The sequence below is a fragment of the Cellulophaga lytica DSM 7489 genome, from assembly GCF_000190595.1.
Classification (GTDB): Bacteria; Bacteroidota; Bacteroidia; order Flavobacteriales; family Flavobacteriaceae; genus Cellulophaga; species Cellulophaga lytica.
Window position 1 is genome coordinate 1,450,174 of the sequence record NC_015167.1, and the last position, 25,293, is coordinate 1,475,466.

Below are 25,293 nucleotides of genomic sequence, written 5' to 3' on the forward strand. Positions count from 1 at the left end.
GCACCTAATTTTATACCTCCGTATAAAACCTCTCCTAATTTTAATTCAGAGAGGTCTTAATTATCTTCTTTTTTTCTTCCAAGGAGCATTTTTTTTCCAATTACCAGCCATAATACATCCATATGGTAAAACTTCATCAACTACATATCCCAAATTAAAATCCTCCATTTGTTGGCGTACACTTGCTGCATTTTTATAAGCACTAGGTAATTCAGTTATATCTATTTCATTAGAGTAAAAACGAACATCTAAGTTTTTTGTTTCCTCCTTAAAAATATCTTCTAAAGTGCCTATTTTACTTTTTCTATGTTGTGTTCTACTCATATTTCTACCAGCTCCATGAGGTGCAAAACCTAAGTTTTTAGAGGTTGTTTCTCCTTCAACAATTAAAACTGGTTCTGCCATGTTTAATGGTATTAATCTAGGGCCTGTAATATCTGGCATAAATTTTTTATCTAGTGGAGTAGCTCCTTTTGCATGGTAAAATAAATCACCATCTTTAAAAACAAAATTATGCTCATTCCAAAACCTGTTTTTCTTTTCTACTCCAAGTCTATCTATAGTGGCGTCATGCAGACACTCATGATTCTTTTTAGTCCATTTTCTAATAATTTGTAAGGCTTTCCAATACTCTTCTCCTTCCTCTGTGTTATAAGGAATCCAAGCATTTTGCTTTAATGTTTCTGGAGATAACTCTTTTCTAAAACGTTCTGCAACTTTCATACCTTTGGAATATAAGTTTGCTCCAAGACCCCTACTTCCGTGGTGTGTAATCATCATTGTATTTCCTGTTTTTTTTGATGTACCTACAAACAAAAAATGATTACCATCTCCTTGAGTTCCCAAATGTGACCTAGCAACAGAAATACATTTTTGATTGTTTAAAAAGTAATTAGCCTCTATTTCCTCTAATAGGTCTGATGGAAATCTAAATTGAGAGTCTCTTGATCTACCTCCTGGTCCAAAATGTGTAATACTATACGCTGTGTCTAAAACATCTTTAGGGCTAACTTTTCCAAAGTCAGTTAGCATTACAGAACAACAAATGTCAGCGCTATGCATACCTGGGTGTATTGCATTTTTTGCTACTGCTACTCCGCCTACAGGAATTGTACCTATTGGACCTGTTGGACAGGCATCTGGCATTATTGCTCCTGTAATTAATGTAGGTGTTTTCATTAACTCATTCATTGTGTCAGTAACACTACTTACATTTATTTCTTCTATTTCATTCTCTGCCTTTATATTAATGTTAAACGGAATTGGAGTTTTATTTAATTCTATTGGATCTGGAGATTTAAAATCAGCCAAATATCTTACTATAGCATTACCTTTTAACTCGTTGTCGTTAATATAATTTAAAGCTTCTTTAAACCACTTAGCTGGTTTATATCCCATATTAATTAAATCTTCTCCTGTAATTCTTTTTTTGTTTTCCATATTTATCTTTTTAACTCCGCCGACTCCTTGTTCGGCGGAGTACTACAAATAACCTTTACTAAGGTCTTAATTATGATTCCGGTACAAATATTAGCCCTACCTACGCAATCATTTTGCGTAGTTAAAAAAAAGTTATATTTTTCTGTAAAAATATTTTATGTCCGTTAACAAAAATGCTTTAATTAGGTATAAAACAATTGATAAGTGCCTTCAAAATAAATACCGTAAATGGACATTAGATGGCTTAATTAATGCATGTTCTGATGCACTTTATGAATATGAAGGAAGAGAAATTAACGTTAGCAAACGTACTATACAATTAGATATACAAATGATGAGGAGTAATAAGCTAGGTTATAATGCTCCTATAGTTGTTTATGATAAAAAATTTTACAAATATGAAGATGAAAACTTTTCAATAACAAATATACCATTAAATGAAAATGATATGAATGTGTTATCTGAAACTGTTCAAATGCTAAAACAATTTAAAGATTTCTCTCTTTTTTCAGAACTTGGTGGAATTATACAGAGATTAGAAGATAAAGTATATTCAGAAAAAACGCATCAATCTTCAATTATTCATTTAGATAAAAATGAAAAACTAAAGGGATTAGAACATTTAGACTCTTTATACCAAGCAATTCTTAAAAAAATAGTTCTTCGAATAACATACCAATCTTTTAATGCTCACAAGCCATCTAAAATTATTTTTCACCCCTATATTTTAAAAGAGTTTAATAACAGATGGTTTTTAATTGGAAAAAGTAATAAATCAAATAAAATAGTAACATTTGCTTTAGACAGAATTATTTCTATTGATTTTGATACAACTACTACTTATAATATAATAAATTTTGATGGAGATAATTATTATAAAGATGTGATTGGAGTAACAGTTAATAACAAAAGAGCTGAACGTATACAATTTTGGGTAGATAAAAAAAATGCTCCTTACGTAAAAACCAAACCTTTTCACAAATCACAACGAATTATAAAGGAAACAGATAATGGAATTATTTTTAACATTTTTGTCAAAATAAACTTTGAATTGGAAAGACTTATTCTAGGTTTTGGAGATTCCATAGAGGTTATAAAGCCTAAAAAATTAAGGGATAAAATACATTCAAAACTAATAGCAGCAAATAACCTTTATAATCAACAAGAATAAAAAAAACCTTTACATTTCTGTAAAGGCTTTTGTTTGCTTGTGGTCCCACATGGGCTCGAACCATGGACCCCCTGATTATGAGTCAGGTGCTCTAACCAGCTGAGCTATAGGACCCGCATTTTGCGGATGCAATATTACTATTTATTTTGTTACAATCCAAAAGAACATTGCAGTTATATTTACTTTTTTTATTCTGCCACAGTTGGTGCTTCTTGGCAAAGCTCTATTAATGTGCCATTTGTACCCTTTGGGTGTAAAAAAGCAACTAATTTATTATCTGCTCCTTTTTTTGGTATTTCGTTTAAAACCACAAAACCTTCAGCTTTTAAACGTGTAATTTCTGCTACAATATCATCTACAGCAAAGGCTATATGGTGTACACCCTCTCCTTTTTTTGCTATAAATTTTGCTATAGGGCTATCTTCTTTTGTAGCCTCTAACAACTCTATTTTATTTGGTCCTTGCATAAAAAAAGAGGTTTTAACACCCTCAGACGCCACTTCTTCTTCTTTGTAGCTTGGTATACCCAGCAATTTTTCAAACAAAATATTAGATGCTTTTAAATCTTTAACCGCTATTCCTATATGTTCTATTTTTTGCATAATTTATCTTTAAAAATATAAATGCTAAAATTACAACAATTAATCTTTTAGCTAATACCTAGGATACTAGGTTAAGGTATAGGAGTCTAATAATATAAATTGTACTTTTGCCCCATGGAAACTCAAAGACAGAAAAAAATAGGAGGCGTAATACAAAAAGATATCGCAGATATCTTACAACGCGCAGTGATTGATGGTGGTTTGCGTGGTACACTTATATCTGTTTCTAAGGTGGTTGTTACTACAGATTTATCTATAGCTAAAGTATATATTAGTATTTTTCCGCATAAAAATGCAGATGAGCTTTTAGAAGGTATAAAATCTAACCAACCATTAATAAAGCATGAGCTTGCTCAACGTACCAAAAACCAATTGCGTCGTGTACCAGAATTGTTATTTTTTATAGACGATTCTTTAGAGTACATAGACGGTATTGAAAAATCTTTAAAGGGAGAGGATAACCCTATAGAAAATCCAGATTTACTAGAACGCAGAAAAAAATCTTAAGATTGAATTTTCCGCTATACATCGCTAAGCGTTATGTACGTTCTAAAAGCAGTCAAAACGCTGTAAACATTATCAATTTTATTACATTTTTAGTAATTGTTATTGGTTCTGCAGCGCTTTTTATTGTATTATCTGGCTTTGCCGGATTAAAAACATATAGCCTTAGTTTTAGTGAAAGTTTTGACCCAGATTTAAAAGCTTCTCCGTTAACCGGAAAATTTATATCGGTTTTACCAGAACAAGAAACCAAATTACAAAATATAGACGGTGTACTTTCTTTTTCTAAAGAACTAGAAGAAAAGGTATACTTTTTACATAATGAAAAAAGTCATATTGGCTATATTAAAGGTGTAGATAGTAACTACAATAAAGTTACAAGCGTAGATAGTACCTTGTACTTTGGCGAGTGGTTACTAGATAGCCAAAGAGGTGTAGTAGGTATTGGTATTGCAAATTTACTAGGGCTAACGGTTAACAATTACAGGAGTCCTTTGCAAATATTAGTACCCAAACCAAAAAAAGGTGCGGTTAACCAAGGCGGATTTAATAAAACACCCTACAACCAGCACAATGTTGTAGTTAGTGGTATGTATAACGTAGCAGAGGACTTAGATAAAAAATACCTTTTTACAAGTTTACCTGTAGTTCAAAAATTACTAGAGAAAGACAGTTTACAGATTTCTGCTATAAATTTTAAGGTTGATGGAACTAAAAATATTAACAGTATCAAAAAAGAAATTGCTGCTGTTTTTAACCAAAATGTAGTTTTAAAAGATAGGCAAGAGCAAAATAGCACGTTACACCGTATGCTAAACACAGAAAACTTGGCTACATACCTAATTTTTACATTAGTGCTTATAATTGCCTTATTTAATGTTGTAGGCGCTATTATTATGATGATTTTAGATAAAAAAGAAAACTCTAAAACATTATACTACCTAGGAGCTACTATTAAGGAGTTGCGCAAAATTTATTTTGTACAAGGCACACTTGTTACCAGTATTGGTGGTTTGGTTGGTGTTTTTATTGGATCATTACTAATATGGTCTCAACTAGCTTTTGGTTGGCTAAAAATAAACGCTTTTTTAGCTTACCCTGTAGAGTACAAAATACTAAATGTTGTAATTGTACTAGCTACTATTATTGTACTAGGATTAATATCTGCTAAAATTGCAAGTAGCAGAATTAGCAAAAAATTAATTACACAATAAAAAATAAAAACACTTCTTTTTGGGTCTCTACCCAACAAAACGTTGCACCTAATTCTAACTGTTAAGAGATTAAATTAAACAATTAAAAGTGCCAATTATTTAATGCTTTGGATTAAGAAAACTGGTGATCACCAAACTTATCTAAAACCTCATCAAAAGCAGCAAAAACATCTACAGAATCGTCACTAGTTACCATTTTCATACGGTACTGTTTAAAATCTGGTATTCCTTTAAAGTAGTTGGTATAATGCCTACGGGTTTCAAAAACACCTAGCTTTTCACCTTTCCAATCTATTGCCATTTGTAGATGTCTACGGGCAGCTTCTACGCGCTCTTGCATTGTTGGTGGTGCTTTGTGTTCTCCTGTTTTTATAAAGTGTTTAACCTCATTAAAAAACCAAGGGTAGCCAATACTTGCTCTACCAATCATTGCGCCATCTAAACCATATTCATCTCTCATTTTTACAGCAGCTTCTGGAGAGTCTACATCACCATTACCAAAAACAGGAATATGCATACGTTGGTTATTTTTAACCTGAGCAATTGGTTTCCAATCTGCATTACCTTTATACATTTGCACACGTGTTCTGCCGTGTATAGCTATTGCTGCACAGCCAACATCTTGTAAACGTTCTGCAACCTCAACAATTTTAATAGAATCTGTATCCCAACCCAAACGAGTCTTTACTGTAACAGGTAATTTAGTGTGCTTTACCATTGCATCGGTAAGCTTAACCATTAAATCTATGTCTTTTAAAATACCAGCACCAGCACCTTTGCTTACTACCTTTTTTACAGGACAACCAAAGTTAATATCTATAATATCTGGGTTAGATTTTTCTACAATCTCTACAGAGCGTAACATAGAATCTAAGTTTGCGCCAAAAATTTGTATACCTACAGGTCGTTCTTTCTCATAAATATCTAATTTCATAACGCTTTTAGCTGCATCACGAATTAAACCTTCTGATGAAATAAACTCTGTATACACCACATCTGCGCCCTGTTCTTTGCACAAAGCTCTAAATGGTGGGTCGCTTACATCTTCCATTGGTGCTAACAACAACGGAAATTCTGGTAACTGTATGTCTCCTATTTTTGGCATTTGGCAAATTTACAACATATCCGTTACCTAAAAAACAGAAAACATTCTATCTTAACCCTATATCTTTAGAAATTAATAACCTTACGTCTTAGGAGTATATACCATTGGTAGTTTTTAAACATAAAAAAAACGGAAATCCAGTTAAGGAAATCCGCTTTAATAATTATAGTTGTTAGCTAGTGTTATTGCTTATTCGTTAGAAGCCATTAGTGCAAAAAACTTATCTATGTTAGGTAAGATTACAATACGTGTTCTTCTATTTTTAGCTCTATCTTCTTTAGTATCGTTAGACGCTAAAGGAACATAACTACTTCTACCAGATGCAATTAATTTTTCTGGAGCTACGTTATATTTAGTTTGTAACTTACGTACAATAGATGTTGCTCTTAATACACTTAAATCCCAGTTATCTGTTACTTTAGGAGTGCTTATAGATCTAGAATCTGTATGCCCTTCTACCATAACCTCTATACTAGGCTCAGAGTTAATAACGTCTGCTAATTTTTGTAAAATAGCGTCTGCTTTGTTGCTTACATTGTAGCTAGCAGTGTTAAATAATAACTTATCAGATATAGAAATCATAACAACTGTATCATCAATATCAATTGCAATATCTTCATCTTCATTTAAGCTATTTGTACCAATAGATTTTTTTAAGTTGTGAGACAATGCCAAGTTCATAGAATCTTTAAGTGTTTTAGCACCCATTAATTGTTCTGGACTAACATTTTTTAACGTCTCGCGCATTTTAGCTTTAACGTTATTACTAATAACTGCACCATCTGCAGAAATTAATTTTGCATCGTTATCTTCAGTTAATGCATTTATTTTAGAATTATAATCAGCAACTCTTGCTTCTATTTTAGCAAACTTAGCTTCTAACTCTTCTTTTTCTACTGCAGTCTTGGTTAATTGACTTTTAGTTTCACCGTGAGCTTGTTGTAATTCTACATATTTCTTTTTTGAAACACATGATCCTAATAAAACTACCGCAGTTAATGCTAATGATATTTTCTTCATAATTTATGTTTTGTTCTGCAATAGATACGTAGATAAGATTAAAATAGATTTTTTATTTTAAAAATTCTTATCTTAATGACTGATAATAAAGCACTTAAAATCTAAATTTTTTAACAAAAGTTGCTGTTAAATTTAAAACCATTGCGTTAAAACAGTGTAAAATCAGCATCGAAAAAGAAGAACTAACACATTTTATATGGTTTATAATTAAAAATTGTAATTAATTTTAGATGTGCTTTAAAATTAGACCCTTATAACCTGTAAAATATAAACTATATTTGCAGCTACTTTAGTACTATATATGAAGAATATTCGAAATTTTTGCATTATTGCACACATAGATCACGGTAAAAGTACCCTAGCAGATAGACTTTTAGACTATACTGGTTCTGTAACAGATCGTGAAAAACAAGATCAACTTTTAGATAGTATGGACTTGGAGCGAGAACGTGGTATTACCATAAAATCGCACGCCATACAAATGGACTTTGAATACAAAGGAGAAAAATTTATTTTAAATTTAATAGATACTCCTGGCCACGTAGATTTTAGTTACGAGGTGTCTAGATCTATTGCTGCTTGTGAAGGTGCTTTATTAATTGTAGATGCTGCACAAAGTATACAAGCACAAACCATATCTAACTTATATCTTGCTTTAGAAAACGACTTAGAAATAATTCCGGTTCTTAATAAAGTAGATTTACCTAGTGCAAACCCTGAAGAAGTTACAGATGATATTGTAGAACTTTTAGGTTGTGCTCCAGAAGATGTTATACACGCAAGTGGTAAAACTGGTTTTGGTGTAGATAATATTTTGGCTGCTGTAATAGAACGTATTCCTGCACCAGTTGGTAATGTAGACGAACCTTTACAAGCCTTAGTTTTTGACTCTGTTTACAACCCTTTTAGAGGTGTAGAAACATATTTTAGAGTTATTAACGGTGAAATTAAAAAAGGACAAAAAATAAAATTTGTAGCTACAGATAAAAGTTACTTTGCAGATGAAGTTGGTACCTTAAAACTAAACCAAGTTATTAAACAAAGTGTAAAAGCTGGTGATGTGGGTTACTTAATTACGGGCATTAAAGATGCGCGTGAGGTTAAAGTTGGTGATACTATTACAGATTCTGCCAACCCAACTATAAACCCTATTGATGGTTTTGAGGATGTAAAACCTATGGTATTTGCTGGTATTTACCCAGTAGATACAGATGAGTTTGAAGAATTGCGTTCTTCTATGGAAAAATTGCAATTAAATGATGCCTCTTTAGTATTTGCACCAGAAAGTAGTGCTGCTCTTGGTTTTGGTTTCCGTTGTGGATTTTTAGGAATGTTACATATGGAGATTATACAAGAACGTTTGGAGCGCGAGTTTAACATGACGGTTATTACTACAGTACCTAACGTTAGTTACTACGCATTTACGCGTAAAGACCCAGATACTCCGGTTATTGTTAATAACCCTACAGATTTGCCAGACCCATCTAGCATAGACCGTGTAGAGGAACCTTACATAAAGGCAACCATAATTACAAAATCAGACTTTGTGGGTAATGTAATGTCTTTGTGTATAGAAAAACGTGGACAAATTACAAACCAAACGTATTTAACACCAGAGCGTGTAGAGCTGTCTTTTGATATGCCACTTGCTGAAATTGTTTTTGATTTTTATGATAGATTAAAAACGGTTTCTAAAGGATATGCTTCTTTTGATTATACGCCAATTGGTATGCGTACCTCTAAATTAGTACGTGTAGATATTTTATTAAATGCACAACCAGTAGATGCCTTATCTGCCTTAATACACGCAGATAATGCTGTACATATTGGTAAAAAAATGTGTGAAAAATTAAAAGAATTAATTCCAAGACAACAGTTTGATATTCCTATACAAGCGGCTATTGGAGCAAAAATTATTTCTAGAGAAACAACAAAAGCATTACGTAAAGATGTTACTGCAAAATGTTATGGTGGTGATATATCTAGAAAACGTAAACTTTTAGAAAAACAGAAAAAAGGTAAAAAACGTATGCGCCAGGTTGGTAACGTAGAGGTACCACAAGAGGCGTTTATGGCGGTATTAAAACTTAACGATTAATACCTATTACTTTATATATAAAAACCTTCATTAAAAAATGAAGGTTTTTTGTTTTACTTCTCTAGCCACTTTCTAAACTCTGATGTGGAAGATGTGCTAGTCATTACTTTATCTTTTACACCAACCATTTTTAGTAGTAAGCGATTTTTAAAATGACTTTCTATATTGTCTATATAGTCTATACTAATTATTTCACTTCGGTTTATTTTAAAAAACTTTTTTGGATGTAACTGCTGGTGTATGGTTCCCAAATTAATGGAAATAGTATGCCTTTTTCCTTTTGCATCTGTAGCAACACAAAAATCTCCTGAAGCTTCTATTGTACTAATTTCTGAAACACTTAACAGCTGTATACCGTTTGCTTTTTTTATTACAAATCTTGTTTTATAGTTGTTATGTTCTTCTTGTAACGCAATTTTAAGGTTTGTAAGTGTTTGGTAGATAGCGAGTTATAGTCTCCTTTATTAAATAATGCTTGGTATTTTTCTAGCGCCTTTTTAAAATCTAACTGCGTGTATGGTTTTAAAATATAAGCAATACCATTTGTATTAAATGCCTGAAAAAGATACTCGTCATGCGCAGAGCAAAATATAATTGGGGCATCTATATTAACCTCATTATAGAGATCAAAAGATACACCATCTAAAAGCTGAATGTCAGACAAAATAATATCATATGCATTACTCTCTAAAAAAAGTTTACCTTCTGCATTAGACCTTGCCCAGTCATACCCAACCTCATCATTAAAATAGTCTTTAACAAAAGAAACTAATTTTTGAAAAGCTGGTATTTCATCTTCTAAAATTAAAATTTTCATCTACTTTAATTATCTTCAATTAATTTAATTACCGGAATAGAAACCGAAAATTCTTTATCCGTATTTATAATAATTACCTCTTTATCAGATAGTAATTTATATCGAGCTTTTAAATTATCTATACCTATACCAAAAGATTCGTTTTTAGGTATTATACTAGATTTAGTATTACTTACTTTTAAAGCGTTTTCCTCCACACAAATTACTGTTTTTATACTAACACCTGCACTAGGTTTGTTATGCTTTACAACATTCTCTAACAAAGCTTGTATAGCTCCTGTGGGTATAAATTTATCGTTTATAGTTGTTTCTTTTTCAATTTTAAAATCGTAATCGTTACCAAAGCGCGTTTTTATTAGAAACATATAGTTTTCTGCAAGTTGAATTTCTTCAGACAACTCCATCACTTCTGCATCTTTTGTTTTTATTAAATACCTGTATATTAATGACAAACGATTTATGTATTCTTTTGCTCTTTGAGTATCACTATCTATTAAAGAATCTAATGTATTTAAGTTGTTAAATAAAAAATGAGGATCTATTTGTGAACGTAATAGTTTAAGCTCGTTTTCTTTTTGTTGTTTTTCAAACTTTAACAATTGGTTTTGCCCTTCATAGAACTTTTTAGTAAGCAATAATGCAAAAGGAAAAGCGGTTTGTAAACTACCTCTGTCTATCATTTCTATAACAAAATCTAAACCCTTTGGAAACTTACTCCAATCATTATCTCCTGTCCAGAAGCCAACTACATTTTGAATTCCCGTTAAAACAACCAAGATAAGTATACCCAAGAAAGCAAAAAGCACATACTTTTTTTCTTTTACAAACTTTGGTATTAGCCAAAAAACAAACAAGAAAATAATACCACAGATGGTAATTAAATCTACTGGAAAATCTATAAGATATTCCCTAAGCATAGAGTCGTTTTTATAATATTCTCGTCCTTGCAAAGAAAAAGAAACTATAAAATAAACTACCATAAGTAGTATATCTGATTTGTTTATTTTCTTGTTCATTAAACAGTTGGTGTATTAGTTATTATCATCAATTCTGTTTTGTTCTTCTTTGGATGAGTTTTCTCTATTTTTCTGCTTACCATATCTAGATCCAAAACTGTAAGATACTCTTAATTGTACATTTCTTCTAGACTCGTTACTTTCTACATCTGCATTAAGGTTGTTGTAATTAATTTTACCAACAAAACCTCTGTTTAGTATTTTATTTAATCCAAAATTTACCTTTAACCTATCATCTAAAAAAGTTTTACCTAAGGATAAATCTAAACCAGCAAACCAGTCTACATCCATACCACCATCTAATGCACCAGTACCGTAGTTACCGCTTATTTCTGCATTAATTTCCCAAGGAAGCTCATAACTAGCTTGTGTAAACCAAATAAGGCTCCATTTGTCTAAATTTAGGTTATCTGGTGCAGACTTTAATTTGTTGTAATTTACAATAAAACCCGTAAAACCATCTACACCCTTTATAAAGCTTAAAGGCCCAAACAACCTAAAATTCCAGTTTTCTTTTTCTGTTAAATTAATTGTAGTTCTACTAATTTCTGCTGTCTCTGTGTTTTGAGATATGTATTGAAACATTGCATCTTTAGTACCGTTGTAAGCAATGGTAAAAAATGGCTGCCCATCAAAAGTTAAATTAAATTGATAATTATTTGTAAATGATGGTTTTAAGTTTTCATTACCAACGTCTGATGATAACGGATCATAATACGTTACAAATGAGTTTAATGTACTGTAACTTGGTCTACTAATACGGTAACTATAAGCCACGTTAGCACTTAAGTTTTCGTTTAGTTTTTTACTTACAGATGCACTAGGGAACAGTTTAGATATTTTACGTTCTCTACTTTCATTTGTGGTGCTAGAGGTTCCTTTTGTGTTACTATCTTCAAAACGTAAACCTCCAGAAAAAGACCAATCTCCGCTTGTAATATTTAGTTTAGAATACACTGCAAAAATATTTTCTTCTACTAAAAACCGATTACTAGCATCTTCATCAAAAACAAATTCACCATTAGTATCTTCACTAAAAGACATTAAATCACTATCTGTGTCAACATCTGCATATTTACTACCTAAACTTAGTTTAAAGTCTTCTGTAAACTGTTTAGAATAATCTATCTTATATGTTTTTATTTGATATTCTCCGTCTTGTAAATAACGTTGATTTGTATAGGGTACAGTGCTGCCCTCTAATGAAGATATTGTATTAATATTATCATTAGTATAGTCTACAAAATTAAAATCTGCTGTTAGTTTTTGTGTTTCTGTTTTATACTCGTAATATGGATTAACATTAAATACTGTTTGATCTCTGTTAAAACTATTTTGTGATAGTAAATAATCTGTAGTATTAGCAGTAGTAATTATGTTGCTACTTTTAGAGTTACGGTCAGAGTCTGTAGTAATGTTTCTAACACCAACACCAATGCTGTGTTCATCTGTAATGTAATAATCTAAACTAGCACTAGCCCTTAAACTTTGCGGGTTATAAGGTTCTATTGTAGCTTGGTCATATGTGGCGTCTTCTACGGTTCTTTTAATAAACAAATCTTCTCTCCAGGTAGGACTAGAATACCCTGCACTTGCCTGCCAATTTAGTTTGTTTATATAACTACCAATAGATGCGCTTGTACCATATTCTACACCTTCATCTTCACCTACCCAGCCAACAATAGTACCGTGTGTACCAAGCTTTACATTTTTCTTTAAAATAATATTTAATATTGGTCCAGAACCAGCAGCATCAAACTCGGCACCAGGTTGCTCTATCATTTCTACTTTGGCTATGTTATCTGCAGGCATATCGCGCAGCAAAGTGTTCATATCCATATAATCTGTAGTTTTACCATTAATTAATATTCTAATATTGCTTTGGCCTGCGTAGCTTATACCATTATTGCTAACAATTATACCAGGTACACGTTTCATTACATCTTGTAAGTTAGAATTTAACATTTCTGAATTTTCTAAATCTACAATAAGCTTTTCTGCTGTTTGCCTAATAACTGGTCTTTTACTTTTAACAACAACCTCGTTTAAAGATTCTGCTTCTTCTTGTAGTTCAAAGTCAAAAAATTTGTCTGCTGTTAATGTAAATGCTTTAGATGTTTTAGTTTTAAAACCAAGCATAGAAACCTCTAAATAATAACTGCCATTTTTAACACTGTTAAACGTGTATATCCCTTTTTTGTTTGATATTGTACCTTTTACAACCTCTTTAGAAGATTGGTTGTATAAAATTACGTTTGCATATTCTAAAGGTACTGTGTTCTCTGTAATAGTACCAGAGATTGTGTTTTGTGCCTGGACACTTAGTATGCCTAGTAATAAAATAAAAATAGTTTTTGTTAATGTTTTCATGACTGTTGATTATGATTGATGCCATAAATGTATAATAACTAATATATTACAGAAACTATTTTCTGATAAGTTGGGATAAAATAAGGTTAAACCCTATTTTTTTAGTGACCAATTGTAACTTGCATAAACAACAAAGGCTTTCTGTAACAGAAAGCCTTTGTTTTAAAAAAATATGTACTTTTTATTCTTCTTCAGTAATATCTGCGTGTTTATCTACATCTAACATTTTACCTAAATAAACAAGCTCATACCCTTCTGTAATATCTGTAAAAGATTTACTAAACGATGGTATAATGTGCAACTCACCATCTGGAGATTTTAAAAATATAGGTATTATACTTTCATCTGCCTTGGTAATTTCAATTAAACCTTCATAATGGGTTTGGTCTTTTAGTTTTATTTCATGTATTGATGGATATTTACGTGCAGCCTCCATTAACTTAATAAAATCATCTGTATGAGAAAACAAACCTTCTTTAGGGTTGTTTTGTGGATCGTTCATTTCATCTGTATTTACCAGTCTAAATGAACCGTTTTCTCCAAATTGCTTTTCAAACTTTTTTACTGCAAAGTTGTTAATGTCTGAGTTTGCTGTTAATGCCATAACGTAACCCATATCACTCAACTCTATATTATCTGTTAAAGAGTCTGAATAAATATTGGCACTAATAGCATCTATACCTAATTTTTTTGCTTTGCTAATATTAGTTTGGTTATTGTCTATTAATACTACATGCCTGTTGTGTTCTTTTAAATATTGGGCTATTAACCTAGACAATTTAGAGGCTCCTATAATTAAAATACCTTCAGATCTTTTTAAGAAAACACCAACAAGTTTGGCAAACATTCTTGCTGTGGTTGCATTAAGTAAAACCGTACCTAATACAATAACAAAAACCAAAGGAGTAATATAATCTGCCCCAGGGACACCCTTAGAAAATAATTTAGAACCAAATAACGATGCTATACCAGCTGCTACAATACCTCTTGGACCAACCCAACTTATAAATAATTTTTCTTTTAGTTGAAGATTAGATCCTCTTGTGCTTAAAAATACACCAAGCGGCCGTACAACAAATACAATAACTGCAAAAAGAATTAAAGTACCCCAGTTAAAAATAAGTTCTAAATCTGCTATGTTTATGTTAGCAGATAACAATATAAATAAAATAGATATTAGTAGTACACTTAAAGATTCTTTAAAGTAAAGTAACTCCTTAATATTAGGTAAGTCTGTGTTACCCATTACCATCCCCATTACCACTACGGCTAGTAAACCAGATTCATGTGCAAAAACATCAGACATTACAAATACAAGTAATACTACAGATAATGATACTACATTAAGCAAATAATGAGGTATAAAATTACGTTTTACTGCTGCTGTTAAACCGTGTGCAAACGTAAAACCAAAAGTAGTACCAAATAAAAGTATTTTACCAAACTCTATTAAAGCAGTAAAGGTAAAGTCTCCACCACCACCAACACTAATAAACTCATATACCAAAACGGCAACTAAAGCACCAATAGGATCTATTAAAATACCTTCCCATTTAAGAACTGCAGAAATATCTTTTTTTAAAGGTATGTTTCTTAAAATTGGAGTTATAACCGTTGGACCAGTTACTATAATTAATCCTGAAAATAAAAATGAAATAGACCAACTTAACCCTAAAATATAATGAGCAGCAATACCTGCACCAAAAAACGTAACCACAGAACCTATAGTTATTAACTTAGAGATTACAGGACCTATATTTTTAATCTCTGATCGTTTTAAAGTTAAACCACCTTCAAACAAAATAATACTAATTGCAAGAGACACAAAGTAATACAAACTATCACCAGGAAAAAGTCCTGTTTTTCCGTTCCAAATTGGCTCTATAATTTTACTGCTGTCTTCTGTAAAAAGTGTGGATATTGGCCCCACTATTAACCCTATTAAAATTAAGGGTAAAATTGCAGGTAATTTTAATTTCCAAGCAAACCACTGCGCTAGTATTCCTAGTATTATAATTCCGGCTAATTCCAGCATAATTTATTTTTTTTGAAAAATAGCATTTTAATTTTAAAAAGCAATTTTAACCTGCAAATAAGTTTTGTTATATAATTGTGCTATCTTGGGCTAAATTTAGCTTATGATATATAAAAATCGTCCTTTTAAAACGATTCTTTTTGGATTTGCTTTTTCTCCAAAATTAGAGATAAATATTTTGGAGACTACCAGAATTGCTCATTTTTTTAAGGCTAAATTAATATTGCTTCATGTAGGTGCTAAAACACCAGAAAAAGAAGCAAAAATTACAACTATCTTAAACCAAACAGCATACAAAAATTTAGATATAGAAGTAAAATGGGAAAAAGGTGATCCTATTACTGTTATTACTACTGCTTGTAAAACTAGCAACATAGATTTGTTAATTATTGGAGCTTTACAAAAAGAAAAAATATATCAATTTTATGTAGGTTCTATTGCGCGTAAATTAACACGTAAAGTTTGCTGTTCTGTACTGCTACTTATTAAGCCTTCTAAAGAACGTATACCCTGTAAAAGCATTGTTGTAAACGGCTTAGATGCGCCGGATACGCCACTTACTATAAATGCTGCTTTTTATATTGCTAACGCACTTGGTGCACCACAGCTAACAATTGTAGAAGAAATTTTGCAAAAAAATATTCAGGTAAGTGTACAGGATGATAAAACACTGAAAAAAGCAAATATTGTTAAAGAGCGATTAAAACACCGAGAAGAACAAAGGGTTAGAGAAATTGTAAAAGATATTCCTGATGCTTGTAAAGAAGGAATAAAAGTAAAAAACCAAGGTATTTTTGGCAAAAGAGGCTACTCTATTGGCCATTATGCAGAAATTGTTAGGGCAGATTTATTGGTAATGAATGCTCCGTCTAAAACAGGAATTTTAGATCGTATTTTTCCGCATGATATAGAATATATTTTATCTGATTTACCAACAGATTTATTTATAATACGTAATCGATTTGACTCCGAAAACAAATAAAACAAAAACGTTTGTAAGCGCACTACCAAAGAATATTTTTTCTGGCTTTGTAGTTTCATTAATAGCATTACCCTTAGGGTTAGGTTTGGCACTTGCCAGTGAAGCACCTCCAATTTCTGGTGTTATTGCTGCCATTGTAGGTGGTTTTATAGTTTCTATTTTAGGTGGCTCTAATGTTACAATTACTGGACCAGGTAATGGTATGGTAATTGTTTTATTAAGTGCAATTTATACGTTAGGTGAAGGCAATTTATACCAAGGATATTTATTTACACTTGCTGCTATTATTGTTTCTGGATTTGTTATGATTTTGCTTGGCTTTTTAAAAATGGGCAGATTGGCAGATTTTTTTCCTGCATCTGCTATAGAAGGTATGCTAGCTGCTATTGGTATTGGTATTTTATCTAAACAGTTTCATATTATGTTAGGTAATAATAATGTTAGCGGTAATATTGTTCCATTAGTACTAAAGTTTCCGTTTGCAATACAAAACCTATGGTTAACAACAAATAGTAGTATTTTAGCCGCAGCTGCCATTGGCGTAATTAGTTTGTTAATAATGGTTTTTTATGCCAAAATAAGAAACAAATATTTTCAATTAATACCTGCTCCTATGTGGATAATTGTATTGGTTGTAAGTTTAAGCTATGTATTGGCTGGTATAGGTGTTAATTACCCCTTAACCGAAGATTTTTTAGTAAAAATACCTGCAGATGTTACCTCTAATTTGGCATTCCCAGATTTTTCAAAAGTATACCAACCTAACTTCATTATAGCTGTTTTTTCTATTACCTTAATAGCAAGTATAGAGTCTTTACTTAGTATAAAAGCTGTAGATAAGTTAGATACATTAAATAGGCGCTCTAATGTTAATAGAGATTTAAAGGCTTTAGGTGTAGCCTCTATTGCAAGTGGGTTTTTAGGCGGTATAAATGTTGTAACAGTAATTGCACGTAGCTCTGTAAACGTTAATAACGGGGCAACAAACAGGTCTGCCAATTTCTTTCAGGCATTTTTTTTAACGGCATTTGTACTTCTTTTTCAAGAGCAATTACGTAAAATACCTTTAGCTGCACTTGCAGCTATATTAGTTTATACAGGTTATAAGCTTGCTACACCAAAAACACTTCAAAAAATTGCTAAAATTGGTAAAGAGCAAATAATTATATTTTTAGTTACCCTTTTAACAACACTATTTACAAATTTAATTACAGGTATTAGCGCTGGTATTTTAATAACGTTTATTATACATATTATACTTAACAAAAGTTTTACGCTGTTTTTTAGTAACTTACTAAAACCTAACATACTAATGTATAAAGAGCCAGACGGTGGTAACTTTTATATTAGTGTAAAATACTTTTGTAGCTTTTTAAATTTTTACAAACTAAAAAACAAACTAGATGCCATACCAGAAGATAATATTGTGGTTTTAGATTTTTCTATGTGTAATTTTGTAGATCATACTGTTATGGAAGGTTTAGAGGGCTATGTAGATACCTTTAGTAAAAAAGGGGGTAGCATTGAGCTTATTGGACTAGATAAACATGGTACCGACTCTGCACACCCATTTGCAATACGTAAAATTCTTCCGTTTGCTACAAAATTAACTCCTGTAGAGGGCAACCTTACTAAAAGGCAGTTGTTACTAAAAAATACAGCTTCAAATTTTAAATGGGACTACATACCAGAGAAAAATAAAAATGCAGATTTTTTAACAAATTTTGTTTTCTTTAAAAGTAGAGAAATACGCTATTTTTATAATCAACTTAAAGCAAAAAACAATAAAGTTGCTCTTATGGATGTAGAGTTTACTGAAGGTGCATTTATAGCAAGAGAAGTAATAAAAACAACCGTTTTACACATAAAATTAGATAGAGAAGTACCTGTTTTTACTTTAGATAAAGAAGGTCTTATAAAGTACTTGTATAGCTTAGCTGGCTTTAAAGAGTTAAATATAGAAAATCATCCAGATTTTAATCGTAGGTTTTACCTTAGTGGAGAAAAACCAAAGCAAATACAACAGTTATTTACAGATGAACTTATTCTATTTTTAGAAAGTAATCCTTATTACCACATAGAGTGTAACGGATCTGCTCTACTAATTATTAAAAAAGAACGATTATTAAGTGTACAAGAAGTAAAAGCAATGCTATATTTTGGCAAGCAATTGCATCAAATTTTACAATAATGTTAACATAATTTAGCGCATTATAAACATTTTAGTTTACCTAATTTTGTAAGTATGAAGATTTACCCAATAGAAACAAGCAATTTTAAGTTAGATGGTGGTGCAATGTTTGGCGTTGTTCCAAAATCTATTTGGACCAGAACAAACCCAGCAGATGCTAATAATATGATAGATATTGCTGGCCGTTGCTTATTAATAGAAGACGGCAACAGACTTATACTTATAGATACTGGTATGGGTAACAAACAATCTGATAAATTTTTTGGCTACTACTACATGTGGGGAGACCATACTTTAGATAACTCTTTAAAACAATTAGGTTTTAGTAAAGATGATGTCACAGATGTATTTTTAACACATTTACATTTTGACCATTGTGGTGGTTGTGCTGTTTGGAATAAAGATAGAACTGGTTTTGAAGTAGCTTTTAAAAATGCAACATTTTGGACTAATGAAAACCATTGGAACTGGGCAACAAAACCTAATGCACGTGAAAAAGCATCGTTTTTAAAAGAAAACATAATGCCAATGCAACAAAGCGGGCAATTAAAATTTTTAAAACCTAACCAGCATCAATTTGAAGCTGAGTCTGAGCTTGGTTTTGGTATTTTTTATGCAGATGGCCATACAGAAAAACAAATGATACCACACATACAATACAAAGGTAAAACACTAGCTTTTATGGCAGATTTATTACCTACAGTTGGCCATATACCACTACCTTATGTTATGGGTTTTGATACTAGACCTTTATTAACATTGTCTGAAAAAGAACTATTTTTAAACACTGCTGCAGATAATAATTATTACTTGGTACTAGAGCATGATGCACACAACCAAGTTTGTACTGTAAAACACACAGAAAAAGGAGTAAGATTAAATGAGACTTTTACCTTTAATGAGCTTTTTAATTAAGCGTATAAATTACGCTCTACACCATTTATAAAGAAATTACTAAATTCATCAAAATAATAAATACACAAATTAAATTAACATAATATGAATATCAGACTATCAAAATCTGTTTTAAGCTTATCAGCTGTAGCCCTAATAATGGCTAGTTGTGGCTCTGCTCCTACCTTGGTTTCTACTCCTGTAGAAAACATAGATGCTTTGCCTTTAAAAGTATCAGAACTTACAGAGCAACAAAAACAAAACTGGGGTCATGCAGATCTTGCTACAGACACTATACCTGGAATGAGTGTAGATAAAGCCTACAAAGAACTTATTGGTAATAAAAAAGGAACCAAAGTTATTGTAGCAGTTATGGATTCTGGAATGGATTTAAACCACGAGGATCTTAAAAATGTTTTATGGACAAATAAAAAAGAAATTCCTGGTAATAACATTGATGATGATAACAATGGTTTTATTGATGATGTTCATGGATATAACTTTTTAGGAGACTCTTATAATGAGCAATTAGAAAGCGCAAGAATTGTAAGGTTAGGTCTTGGTGATGCTGCATTACAAGCAAAAGCTAAGGCAGAAGTAGAAGCAGACTATGCTGAAGCTTTAGCTGGTAAACAAAGATATGAACAAATTTTACAAGCTGTAAAAAATGCAGATGAAGCTGTTAAAAAAGAACTAGGTAAGGATAGCTATACTAAAAAAGATTTAGCTGGTATTACTGCTAAAGACGAAGCTATGCAACGTAACTTAGCAGTGTTAAACCAAATGTATTCTTTTAGTGCTTCTATTCCTGAAGCTATAAAAAGTATTACTGGTGGTATTACATACTTTACAGACCAAGTAAACTACAACTTAAATAAAGATTTTAACGGAAGAAAACCAGTTGGAGACAATCCTTACGATATTACAGATACAAAATATGGTAATGGTAACCCAATGAACACTGTAGATACAGAAAGTCACGGTACACACGTTGCTGGTATTATTGCTGCAGAGCGTAACAATGGTAAAGGTGCTAATGGTGTTGCTAATAATGTAGAGTTAATGAGCATTAGAGCTGTACCAAATGGAGATGAGTATGATAAAGATATTGCCTTAGGTATACGTTATGCTGTAGATAACGGAGCTAAAGTTATAAACGCTAGTTTTGGCAAGGCATACTCTCCTAAAGCAGAATGGGTATATGAAGCTTTAAAATATGCTGCAGAAAATGATGTACTTTTTGTACACGCAGCTGGTAATGATGGTGCTAATTTAGACGATTATGAAAATCACCCTAACTACCCTAATGACCAAATTAAAAATGGTGCAGAATTTGCAGATAACGTAATAACAGTTGGTGCTTTAGCTAACAAATACGGATCTACAATGCTTGCAGATTTCTCTAACTACGGTAAAATAAATGTAGATGTTTTTGCACCAGGAGCAGAAATTTATTCTACTGTACCAGGTAGCAAGTATGAGTTTATGGGTGGTACATCTATGGCTTCACCTGGTGTTGCTGGTGTTGCTGCTGTAATTAGATCTCAGTATCCTAAATTAACTGCTGCACAGGTTAAAAAAATAATTATGCAATCTGGTATTGCAACTAAAACTAAAGTGGTTATTGGTGGAGATCCATCAAACAACAATACATTAGCTAATATATCTACATCGGGTAAAATGGTAAACTTATACAACGCACTTTTATTAGCTGAAAGCGTTTCTAAAGGAAAAGTAAAATTATAATTATGAAAAAATTATTAATAGCAGGGATAGCAGTGTTTACAACATTGCTTTCTCCTTTATCTGCACAAAATAGTCCGTATTGGCAACAACACGTTGATTATTCTATGGAGATAGATATGAATGTTGAAAACTACCAGTATGATGGAACACAAAAATTGGTATACACAAACAACTCACCAGATGAGCTAACACGTGTGTATTACCATTTGTATTTTAACGCTTTTCAGCCAGGTAGTGAAATGGATGCCCGTTTACATAGCATTTCAGATCCTGATGGAAGAATGACGGATAAAGATAAAAATAGCAGAATTGCTACTTTAAAAGAAGATGAAATTGGCTTTATTAAGGTTTCTTCATTAAAACAAGATGGTGTTCCTGTAAAATACAGTGTAGAAGGTACTGTTTTAGTAGTAGAATTGGCTAAGCCAATTGCTGCTGGTGCTAAAACAACTTTTGATATGGTTTTTAAAGGCCAGGTTCCTGTGCAAATACGTAGATCTGGTCGTAATAGCAAAGACGGTGTGTCTTTATCTATGACGCAGTGGTACCCAAAATTAGCTGAGTATGATTTTGAAGGTTGGCACGCAGACCCATACATTGCCAGAGAATTTCATGGTGTTTGGGGAGATTTTGATGTAAAACTTACAATAGATAAGGATTACGTTGTTGGTGGTACAGGTTATTTACAAAATGCTAATGAAATAGGACACGGTTATGAGGCTCCTGGAACTAAGGTTAAAAAGCAACGTGGTAAAAAATTAACATGGCATTTTAAAGCACCTATGGTACATGATTTTATGTGGGCAGCAGATCCAGATTATATTCATGATACGCTACAAGTAGAAAACGGACCATTATTACACTTTTTATACCAAGGTGATGATGCTGAAATTAAGGCAAACTGGGAAAAAGTACAACCTAAAGCTGCAGAAATGATGCAGTTTTTTAGCAAAAATATTGGTAAATACCCATACAAACAATACTCTATTATACAAGGTGGAGATGGTGGTATGGAGTATGCTATGAGTACATTAATTGCTGGTGGTAAAAAATTCGGTAGCCTTGCAGGTACAACTGCTCATGAAATGGCACACTCTTGGTTTCAGCACGTATTAGCAACTAATGAAGCTAAACACGAGTGGATGGATGAAGGATTTACAACATTTATTTCTTCATTGTGTATGAATGAGGTAATGGATCAGAAAAAAGATAACCCTTTTGAAAGATCTTATGGAAGTTATTACTACCTAGTAAAATCTGGAAAAGAGCAACCACAAACTACACACGCAGACCGTTACCATGAAAATATGCCTTATAGTATTGCTGCTTACAGTAAAGGATCTGTATTTTTATCACAATTAGGCTATATTATTGGTCAAGAAAACTTAATGAAAACAGTACGTAAATACTATGAAGATTTTAAGTTTAAGCACCCAACACCTAATGATATTAAAAGAACAGCAGAAAAGGTATCTGGTATGGAGCTAGACTGGTATTTAACAGACTGGACACAAACAACTAATACAATAGATTATGGTATTAAAGAAATTACAGAATCTAATAACAGCTCTACAGTAGCTTTAGAAAGAATTGGTTTAATGCCAATGCCTTTAGATATTTTAGTTGTTTATGCAGATGGTACTAAAGAAACATTTTATGCTCCTTTGCGTATGATGCGTGGTGAAAAAGAAAACCCATATACAGATTTAAAAAGAACTGTATTACCAGATTGGCCTTGGGCAAACTCTAACTACAGCTTTACTATTAACAAACCAAAAGCAAGTATTAAAGCAATTGTTATAGACCCATCTAACCTTATGGCAGATATAAATAAAGAAAATAACGTTTATCAGGCAGAGTAAAATCTTCCTTTTAACTACCAATAAAAATCCGTTTAGAGCTTTGCTTTAAACGGATTTTTATTTTCTAACCTAACTATTAATAAACCAATAAGACTTATAAATAATAACTTTATAATACCTTTGCTCTTTAGTAAAGATGTGCAGTTGCGTTAAACACTCATTTTTATCAAACTAAATAATTAATACATTTTTAATGTCTACCCAAAAACAACAAAATACTCCTAATTTTAAATTTCCTACCAAGGAAAAATTAAAAAGCAGAAAGTTAATAGGAGAATTGTTTGCAGACGGCAAAAGTGTATCTAGCTACCCAGTAAAACTAATATACTTGCCTTGCAGCTTACAAAATACACCCTTAAAAGTAGGTGTTTCTGTACCTAAACGTAATTTTAAAAGTGCTGTAGACCGTAATAGAATTAAAAGATTATTACGAGAAGGTTACAGACTTAACAAACACGTAATTTTTAACAACATAGATAAAGATTTTGCGTTACTATTTTTATACCTTGGTAAAAAGATGCCAGATTACGCTGAAATAGAGAAATCTGTTGCAGAGGTGCTTGCCAAATTTTATAAGAAAGTAAACAATGAAGAACGTATTTAAAAAAAGAATAATAATTCCGGTTTTTGCCGTTTTTATTTTAATAGGAGCCAGCGGTTTTAAAGGCGATTTTTTTGAAATAGCAAAACAAATTGAAATTTTTACTACGCTCTTTAAAGAGTTAAATATGAATTATGTGGATGAAACCAATCCTGCAGAATTAATGGATAATGCCATTAAAAATATGCTAAATGGTTTAGATCCTTATACTCGTTTTTTAAATGAACAAGATGTAGAAGCTTACCGTATTAATAATGCTGGTAAATACTCTGGTATTGGTGCTACCGTACGTACTTACAAAGATAAAATGCTAATTATAGAAGCCTATAAAGACCTACCTGCAGATAAGGCTGGTTTAAAGGCTGGTGACGAGATTATTAAAATTGGCGATACAGATGTTGCAACTTTTAAAGATGATGCAACAGAGCTTCTTAAAGGTGCTAGTAACACCGGTGTTAGTGTTGTTTATAAAAGACAAGGTAAAACAAACACTACAACTATTAACAGAGAAGATATAGAAGTAGATGCTGTGCCATTTTACAAAATGGTAGATGAAACTACGGGTTACATTGTTTTAACTAAATTTAACCAAAAGGCATCTTCACAAACAAAAGAAGCTTTAGTAAACCTAAAAAATGAAGGTGCTAAAAAAATTATACTAGATTTAAGAGGAAATCCAGGTGGTTTATTGTCTGAAGCTATAAATGTTACCAATTTATTTGTTCCTAGAGGAGAACTTATTGTAACCACAAAATCTAAGGTTAAAAAGTTTAATAAAACATACAAAACTAGAAATGCTCCGGTAGATACAGAAATACCTTTGGTAGTACTTGTAAATGGTTCTAGCGCATCTGCTAGTGAAATTGTTTCGGGTAGTTTACAAGATTTAGACAGGGCTGTAATTGTTGGCGCTCGTAGTTTTGGTAAAGGTTTGGTACAAAGGCCTCTTAAGCTTACGTATGGTACGCAATTAAAAGTTACCATTTCTAGATACTATACTCCTAGCGGAAGATGTATACAATCATTAGATTATTGGCATAGAGATGAAAACGGTAAAGCCGTAAAAAATACTAAGTTTAATGAGTTTAAAACCAAAAACGGACGTAAAGTACAAGATGGTGGTGGTGTTTTACCAGAAATACAAATTGCTGCTGCTAAAACAAACTCTTTAACAAAAGCACTTATTGTTAACAATGTTATTTTTGATTTTGCTACAAACTACTACTACAATAATAAAGTAAATAGTATTGCAGATTTTAATTTAACTGATGCAGATTTTGCAGATTTTAAAGAGCACGTAAACGCCTCTAATTTTTCATTTGAAACCGATACAGAAAAAGCATTAACGGCTGCTATAAATAGTAATGACAACGCCATTTTTGGTGAAGAAATTCAGGATAAATATAAAAGTCTTTTAGTAGATATCAATAAAAATAAAATTAAAGCTTTAGATAAGTACAAAGCACAAATTGTAAAAAATATTGAAGACGAAATTGTAAAACGTTATTTTTACAGAGATGGTTTGTATGAGTATTACTTATCTCATGACGATGCTATTTTAACAGCAACAGAATTGCTTAATAACGCTACTAAATACAATGATTATTTAAAGTAGAATAAAACAA

21 protein-coding genes and 1 tRNA gene are annotated in these 25,293 nt (G+C 31.8%); 12 read left to right on the forward strand and 10 right to left on the reverse strand.

All coding sequences use genetic code 11. From position 1 onward, the window contains the following. Positions 1–60: 60 nt before the first annotated feature. A complete protein-coding gene (locus CELLY_RS06475; RefSeq protein ID WP_013620863.1) occupies positions 61–1,440 on the reverse strand; it encodes an RtcB family protein in 1,380 nt (459 codons plus the stop codon). 157 nt (positions 1,441–1,597) lie between these two features. Here CELLY_RS06475 and CELLY_RS06480 point away from each other — a divergent pair, with 157 nt between their 5' ends. After that, the gene (locus CELLY_RS06480) at positions 1,598–2,611 is read left to right on the forward strand and encodes a helix-turn-helix transcriptional regulator (protein WP_013620864.1); all 1,014 of its coding nucleotides are present in this window, start codon (positions 1,598–1,600) and stop codon (positions 2,609–2,611) included. Positions 2,612–2,651: 40 nt separating this feature from the next. On the opposite strand, the gene CELLY_RS06485 is transcribed toward CELLY_RS06480, so the two are convergent. After that, positions 2,652–2,725 (reverse strand) — tRNA-Ile (locus tag CELLY_RS06485). A 74-nt stretch (positions 2,726–2,799) separates the two neighbouring features. Beyond that, the gene (gene mce, locus CELLY_RS06490) at positions 2,800–3,213 is read right to left on the reverse strand and encodes a methylmalonyl-CoA epimerase (protein ID WP_013620865.1); all 414 of its coding nucleotides are present in this window, start codon (positions 3,211–3,213) and stop codon (positions 2,800–2,802) included. Between the two features lie 114 nt (positions 3,214–3,327). Between mce and rbfA the strand changes: the two genes are divergently transcribed. After that, positions 3,328–3,720: a 30S ribosome-binding factor RbfA gene (rbfA, locus tag CELLY_RS06495; RefSeq protein WP_013620866.1), complete on the forward strand. Its 393-nt coding sequence runs from the start codon at positions 3,328–3,330 to the stop codon at positions 3,718–3,720. A 2-nt stretch (positions 3,721–3,722) separates the two neighbouring features. After that, entirely contained in the window at positions 3,723–4,931 is a 1,209-nt protein-coding gene (locus CELLY_RS06500; protein WP_013620867.1) for an ABC transporter permease, read from the forward strand. Between the two features lie 112 nt (positions 4,932–5,043). On the opposite strand, the gene dusB is transcribed toward CELLY_RS06500, so the two are convergent. Then, positions 5,044–6,036, reverse strand: a complete 993-nt coding sequence (gene dusB, locus CELLY_RS06505) for a tRNA dihydrouridine synthase DusB (RefSeq protein WP_013620868.1) — start codon at positions 6,034–6,036, stop codon at positions 5,044–5,046. A 189-nt stretch (positions 6,037–6,225) separates the two neighbouring features. Continuing rightward, positions 6,226–7,056, reverse strand: a complete 831-nt coding sequence (locus tag CELLY_RS06510) for an OmpA/MotB family protein (protein WP_013620869.1) — start codon at positions 7,054–7,056, stop codon at positions 6,226–6,228. 301 nt (positions 7,057–7,357) lie between these two features. Between CELLY_RS06510 and lepA the strand changes: the two genes are divergently transcribed. Continuing rightward, positions 7,358–9,154: a translation elongation factor 4 gene (lepA, locus tag CELLY_RS06515; protein ID WP_013620870.1), complete on the forward strand. Its 1,797-nt coding sequence runs from the start codon at positions 7,358–7,360 to the stop codon at positions 9,152–9,154. Between the two features lie 53 nt (positions 9,155–9,207). Here lepA and CELLY_RS16895 read toward each other — a convergent pair whose 3' ends face one another. Then, positions 9,208–9,474 carry a LytTR family DNA-binding domain-containing protein gene (locus CELLY_RS16895; RefSeq protein ID WP_244847104.1) on the reverse strand — a complete coding sequence of 89 codons (267 nt, stop codon included), beginning with the start codon at positions 9,472–9,474 and terminating at the stop codon, positions 9,208–9,210. Between CELLY_RS16895 and CELLY_RS17285 the strand changes: the two genes are divergently transcribed. Further along, positions 9,410–9,544 (forward strand): hypothetical protein, encoded by a 135-nt coding sequence (locus CELLY_RS17285; protein ID WP_280505698.1) that lies wholly within the window; start codon positions 9,410–9,412, stop codon positions 9,542–9,544. The two genes, CELLY_RS16895 and CELLY_RS17285, sit on opposite strands and share 65 nt — an antisense overlap. Here the strand turns inward: CELLY_RS17285 and CELLY_RS06520 are convergent. The 4 genes from CELLY_RS06520 to CELLY_RS06535 all read right to left on the reverse strand — a co-directional run bounded on the left by CELLY_RS06520 (position 9,525) and on the right by CELLY_RS06535 (position 15,392). Then, complete coding sequence (locus CELLY_RS06520; protein WP_052306519.1) at positions 9,525–9,971, reverse strand: LytR/AlgR family response regulator transcription factor; 447 nt, start codon at positions 9,969–9,971, stop codon at positions 9,525–9,527. The two genes, CELLY_RS17285 and CELLY_RS06520, sit on opposite strands and share 20 nt — an antisense overlap. A gap of 5 nt (positions 9,972–9,976) precedes the next feature. Next, positions 9,977–10,987 carry a sensor histidine kinase gene (locus CELLY_RS06525; protein ID WP_013620871.1) on the reverse strand — a complete coding sequence of 337 codons (1,011 nt, stop codon included), beginning with the start codon at positions 10,985–10,987 and terminating at the stop codon, positions 9,977–9,979. A gap of 15 nt (positions 10,988–11,002) precedes the next feature. Next, positions 11,003–13,357: a TonB-dependent receptor gene (locus CELLY_RS06530; RefSeq protein WP_013620872.1), complete on the reverse strand. Its 2,355-nt coding sequence runs from the start codon at positions 13,355–13,357 to the stop codon at positions 11,003–11,005. A 181-nt stretch (positions 13,358–13,538) separates the two neighbouring features. After that, entirely contained in the window at positions 13,539–15,392 is a 1,854-nt protein-coding gene (locus CELLY_RS06535) for a cation:proton antiporter (RefSeq protein WP_013620873.1), read from the reverse strand. 103 nt (positions 15,393–15,495) lie between these two features. On the opposite strand from CELLY_RS06535, the gene CELLY_RS06540 reads away from it, so the two are divergent. The 7 genes from CELLY_RS06540 to CELLY_RS06570 all read left to right on the forward strand — a co-directional run bounded on the left by CELLY_RS06540 (position 15,496) and on the right by CELLY_RS06570 (position 25,283). Continuing rightward, positions 15,496–16,374 (forward strand): universal stress protein, encoded by an 879-nt coding sequence (locus CELLY_RS06540; protein ID WP_013620874.1) that lies wholly within the window; start codon positions 15,496–15,498, stop codon positions 16,372–16,374. Beyond that, complete coding sequence (locus tag CELLY_RS06545) at positions 16,355–18,565, forward strand: SulP family inorganic anion transporter (protein ID WP_013620875.1); 2,211 nt, start codon at positions 16,355–16,357, stop codon at positions 18,563–18,565. Before CELLY_RS06540 ends, CELLY_RS06545 begins: the two co-directional genes overlap by 20 nt. A gap of 54 nt (positions 18,566–18,619) precedes the next feature. After that, positions 18,620–19,480, forward strand: coding sequence for an MBL fold metallo-hydrolase (locus CELLY_RS06550; protein ID WP_013620876.1), 861 nt, complete (start codon positions 18,620–18,622; stop codon positions 19,478–19,480). Positions 19,481–19,564: 84 nt separating this feature from the next. Beyond that, positions 19,565–21,205 carry a S8 family peptidase gene (locus tag CELLY_RS06555; RefSeq protein ID WP_013620877.1) on the forward strand — a complete coding sequence of 547 codons (1,641 nt, stop codon included), beginning with the start codon at positions 19,565–19,567 and terminating at the stop codon, positions 21,203–21,205. 2 nt (positions 21,206–21,207) lie between these two features. Then, complete coding sequence (locus CELLY_RS06560; RefSeq protein WP_013620878.1) at positions 21,208–23,067, forward strand: M1 family metallopeptidase; 1,860 nt, start codon at positions 21,208–21,210, stop codon at positions 23,065–23,067. Between the two features lie 193 nt (positions 23,068–23,260). Continuing rightward, complete coding sequence (rnpA, locus tag CELLY_RS06565) at positions 23,261–23,671, forward strand: ribonuclease P protein component (RefSeq protein ID WP_013620879.1); 411 nt, start codon at positions 23,261–23,263, stop codon at positions 23,669–23,671. Then, on the forward strand, positions 23,655–25,283 hold the full coding sequence (locus CELLY_RS06570) for a S41 family peptidase (RefSeq protein ID WP_013620880.1): 1,629 nt from the start codon (positions 23,655–23,657) through the stop codon (positions 25,281–25,283). Before rnpA ends, CELLY_RS06570 begins: the two co-directional genes overlap by 17 nt. Positions 25,284–25,293 lie beyond the last annotated feature (10 nt).